The organism is Nostoc sp. NMS4 (assembly GCF_017115095.1).
In the GTDB taxonomy this organism is placed as follows: domain Bacteria; phylum Cyanobacteriota; class Cyanobacteriia; order Cyanobacteriales; family Nostocaceae; genus Nostoc.
Window position 1 is genome coordinate 1 of the sequence record NZ_JABXKI010000407.1, and the last position, 3,568, is coordinate 3,568.

The 3,568-nt window shown below is 38.2% G+C and carries 5 protein-coding genes; 3 read left to right on the plus strand and 2 right to left on the minus strand.

Annotated elements, in window-relative coordinates; translation table 11 throughout:
• The first annotated feature begins 91 nt into the window (after positions 1–91).
• The 3 genes from HWQ37_RS32825 (at position 92) to HWQ37_RS32835 (ending at position 2,282) form a co-directional block, all read left to right on the plus strand.
• On the plus strand, positions 92–1,204 hold the full coding sequence (locus tag HWQ37_RS32825; protein ID WP_292755327.1) for an AAA family ATPase: 1,113 nt from the start codon (positions 92–94) through the stop codon (positions 1,202–1,204).
• On the plus strand, positions 1,201–1,692 hold the full coding sequence (locus HWQ37_RS32830; RefSeq protein WP_292755329.1) for a hypothetical protein: 492 nt from the start codon (positions 1,201–1,203) through the stop codon (positions 1,690–1,692). Before HWQ37_RS32825 ends, HWQ37_RS32830 begins: the two co-directional genes overlap by 4 nt.
• Positions 1,693–1,826: 134 nt before the next feature.
• Positions 1,827–2,282, plus strand: a complete 456-nt coding sequence (locus tag HWQ37_RS32835) for a nuclear transport factor 2 family protein (protein WP_292755330.1) — start codon at positions 1,827–1,829, stop codon at positions 2,280–2,282.
• A gap of 137 nt (positions 2,283–2,419) precedes the next feature.
• On the opposite strand, the gene HWQ37_RS32840 is transcribed toward HWQ37_RS32835, so the two are convergent.
• Both HWQ37_RS32840 and HWQ37_RS32845 read right to left on the minus strand, forming a co-directional pair.
• Entirely contained in the window at positions 2,420–2,572 is a 153-nt protein-coding gene (locus tag HWQ37_RS32840) for a hypothetical protein (RefSeq protein ID WP_292755331.1), read from the minus strand.
• A 229-nt stretch (positions 2,573–2,801) separates the two neighbouring features.
• Entirely contained in the window at positions 2,802–3,494 is a 693-nt protein-coding gene (locus HWQ37_RS32845) for a hypothetical protein (RefSeq protein WP_292755333.1), read from the minus strand.
• Positions 3,495–3,568 lie beyond the last annotated feature (74 nt).

Below are 3,568 nucleotides of genomic sequence, written 5' to 3' on the forward strand. Positions count from 1 at the left end.
ATTTTGCGATCGCTCTGGAAAAATTGCTCATCAGTCAAGTCAATTTTCAATTTGAGTGTAGAAGGTAAACTGGTTGTTATGGCGTTTTCCTATGCTTCAAAGACTATATATACACAACTTCAGATGCTTAGAAAACTTTGAACTAACCATAAAGGGGATGTCATCTGCTCTCTTGATTGGGAAAAACGGTTCAGGTAAATCAACTACTGCTTCTGCATTAGAGGTACTTCAGTCCATTGGTCGAGGCATTAATAGAATGCGCGAACTTGAAAAGCTTAAACTTATTAGCCCAAAAGATTTCGCTCGTGGAAGGTCTGATGTTCCAATCCGCTTTGAAATAGAAGTATTACTTGACGATAAATTATACAAATATGTCCTTGCTTTGGAGTTGCCAGAAAAATTTAAAGAACTTCGAGTTTTTGAAGAGGAATTGATAATTGCCGGAGATCCAATATACTCTCGCAAAGAAGCTCAAGTTACTGTTTACAAGAATTCACAAAATCGTGAGGCTGAGTTTCTAGTAGATTGGCATCTTGTTGCCCTTCCAGTAATTCAAACCGATCCTATTCATATTTTCAAGACTTGGCTTGCTCGCATGATTATTTTAGCCCCAATCCCAAGCTTGATGACAGGAGACTCCAATGGTGATAGTTTGGAGCCAAAACGGGATGGTTCAAATTTCGGGGAGTGGTTTTCTGGATTACTCAGTCGCTATCCGGCTGCGTACACAGAGGTTGTGCAATATCTCCGTGAAGTTATGCCTGATATTAAGGATTTTCTGAATGAACTAATCGGTAAAGACTCCAAAAGCATGATTGTTCGATTTCAAGAAAATAATGCGAATCTGAGTGTTGACTTTGAAGCCTTATCTGACGGTGAAAAATGCTTTTTCCTTTGCTCTGTTGTCTTAGCTGCTAACGAATCATACGGCCCTCTTTTTTGCTTCTGGGATGAACCTGACAACTATCTTGCTATATCAGAGATTGGACATTTTCTAACATCATTGCGACGCTCATTTAATAATGTTGGCCAAATTTTGGTGACATCTCATAATCCTGAAGCAATCCGAAAGTTTTCAAATGAAAATACCTTTGTACTCGATCGAAAAAGCCACTTAGAGCCAACTTTAATCAGATTGCTCAACGATCTGTCTGTTCCAGGCGATCTTGTAGATGCCTTGATTCGTGGCGATATAGAACTATGAGCATAAATAAGCATAGACCGCACATTCTTGTGTTGCCTGAAGACGATGCTAATCGTCAGATTGCAAACGGATTTATTCTCGATCTAAACCTCAATAGCCGCGCTATTCAAGTCCTACCAGAGGCTGGTGGTTGGAAAAATGTTGTGGAGAAATTCACAAATGATTATGCCTCTACAATGCGACAATATCCAGACAGAATGATTGCTTTGCTGATTGATTTTGATGAGGATAAAGATAGATTGATTTATGTAAAGCATCAAATTCCAGATGATTTAAAAAATAGAGTATTTGTTCTTGGAGTGTTATCTGAACCAGAGAGGTTAAAGAGAGATATTAACAAGAACTTTGAGGAGATTGGAGAAGCTCTTGCAAAAGATTGTTCCGATAACACCAATGAATTGTGGGGGAACGATCTTCTCAAACACAATAAAACTGAATTAGATCGGATGATTTCATCTGTGAAACCATTTCTGTTTAATTTAAAGTAGATATCTTAAATATTTCCAAGACAAAATCAGACAAAACAGGATTTTTAGGCAAGTGCGATCGCAATTAAACCAACTTATGCTTAAATGTTAGTAATGCTCTATAGCTTGATACTTTAGAAAATAAAATAATCTAGATGCTTTGGTTATCTCAATGGCTAGTTTTAGGAACTGTATTTGTTAGCTTAACTTTTAGCACACCTTTATTTGCCAGTCAGTCTATGAACCAACAAGATATCCAGATATTAATAGAAAAAGCTAAAGATGCATGGATTGCTCAAGATGTCGATGCTCTTGCACAATTATTTACCGTTGATGGAGAACTAATCGTGCCTGGTCAATGCTGGCGGGGGCAAGAAAGAATTAGAGAAGAACTTACCCATTTTAAACAACAGTATTCAGATATCAAAATAGACATCCATCGGATTATCATTGGGGCAAATCAGGCAGCAGTAGAGTGGTATTACGAAGATACCGAAAAGGCGACAGGTCGTCGTAATAAAGCTGATGACGTAATTGTTGTAGATTTCAAGGATACTAAAATTAGTCGTTGGCGTGAATATTTTGACACACAAACGCCAACTAACAGATAGTTGCATTAGCCGTGAAACTCCAATATCCTTAATTTATTTTGAATCAAGGATATTGGAGTGTCAAAACTAACTTGTAATGTAAAAACACAAGACGTTTATCACCTTAGACCGCTCTGATGAAGAATTTAATCTCCCCTTCAATGATAACTAAGTGGAGGAAGCGACAGAAACTCCACACCGTCAAGGGTTTTTATTGATTTACACTGTTCAAACATCTGCGATCGCTCATCTTCGATGTCTGATATTGGGCCACTGCGGCATAACACCCATACAGTGTTCTCTGCTTTCATTTACTAGAATAGCTAACAGTTGGGTGAAAAACTCTCCCTCTAGGGTATAAACACTAGCTAGCCAAGAGATATAGCTATATTGTTTATACAAACTCGTCTAAAGTAAGATTTTAATTCTTTTTGAAGAAGAATTCAGAATCAAGACGCTTTCTACGAGACGCTATCCGCTTTTTAGGTCAAAATTCATTCTGAATTCTGACTCCTGACTCCTGAATTCTATTGGATAACTTTAGCTGCTCATTCTACGTTGTTGGGACTGTGCTTGGTTAAACTGCTTTTGTTGTGGTGTTAATTGGTTGTAATCACTTGAAGATTGCATATCCCATTGTAATTCTGCTAGTAACAGTAAACTAACGGTCATAATTAGCCCCGTTGACAGAAACTGCATGACACCGCAGTACGGTAAAACTAAGATTCCCAGCAAATGAATAAATCCCATCAGAATAAATGTGCGCGATCGCATTCCTACACCGGTGCAAAAGTAGCCGATGGCACTTAATCCTAACCAGAGTGGACACAAACGAATCAAGACCTCTCCCCATCCCAAAAAAATGCTCAGATCGGTCAAGATTAAACCCGCTAGGATTAAAATCGCCCAGCTATAAACAACCCAGCGTAGCTGTTCTACAGTTGCCCAAAACCAAGTTAGACTTACCATGCCGACAGCACCAAATAAGGTAAGCACTGACCACAAAATCGCTTGGCTATTCCAGCTAATGGGTAGAAACTGGGCGGTTACAAAAATTCCAGATGAAATTAGTCCCCAGAGAATAAATGCTTGATCGACGCGAGTATAAAACTTTGAAAAGAGAGTGAAATTCCCAATTTGGTAATTTAGACAGACTAGACCTTGAATATCTTGAAAATCTAGCTCTTGCTGTTTTTCACGCAGGAGCGGCTCAGAGGAATTGAAAAAAGTCATTGATAATCTATTACTCTTGGTAGATGATTAAATTATTACTCTATCCAAAGAGATATTGTGATTTAAATATAAAC

Excerpts from the sequence above, each read along its gene's own strand:
- HWQ37_RS32845 (WP_292755333.1), bottom strand. The coding sequence starts at position 3,494 with ATGACTTTTTTCAATTCCTCTGAGCCGCTCCTGCGTGAAAAACAGCAA.
- HWQ37_RS32830 (WP_292755329.1), top strand. The coding sequence starts at position 1,201 with ATGAGCATAAATAAGCATAGACCGCACATTCTTGTGTTGCCTGAAGAC.
- HWQ37_RS32835 (WP_292755330.1), top strand. The coding sequence starts at position 1,827 with ATGCTTTGGTTATCTCAATGGCTAGTTTTAGGAACTGTATTTGTTAGC.
- HWQ37_RS32840 (WP_292755331.1), bottom strand. The coding sequence starts at position 2,572 with ATGAAAGCAGAGAACACTGTATGGGTGTTATGCCGCAGTGGCCCAATA.
- HWQ37_RS32825 (WP_292755327.1), top strand. The coding sequence starts at position 92 with ATGCTTCAAAGACTATATATACACAACTTCAGATGCTTAGAAAACTTT.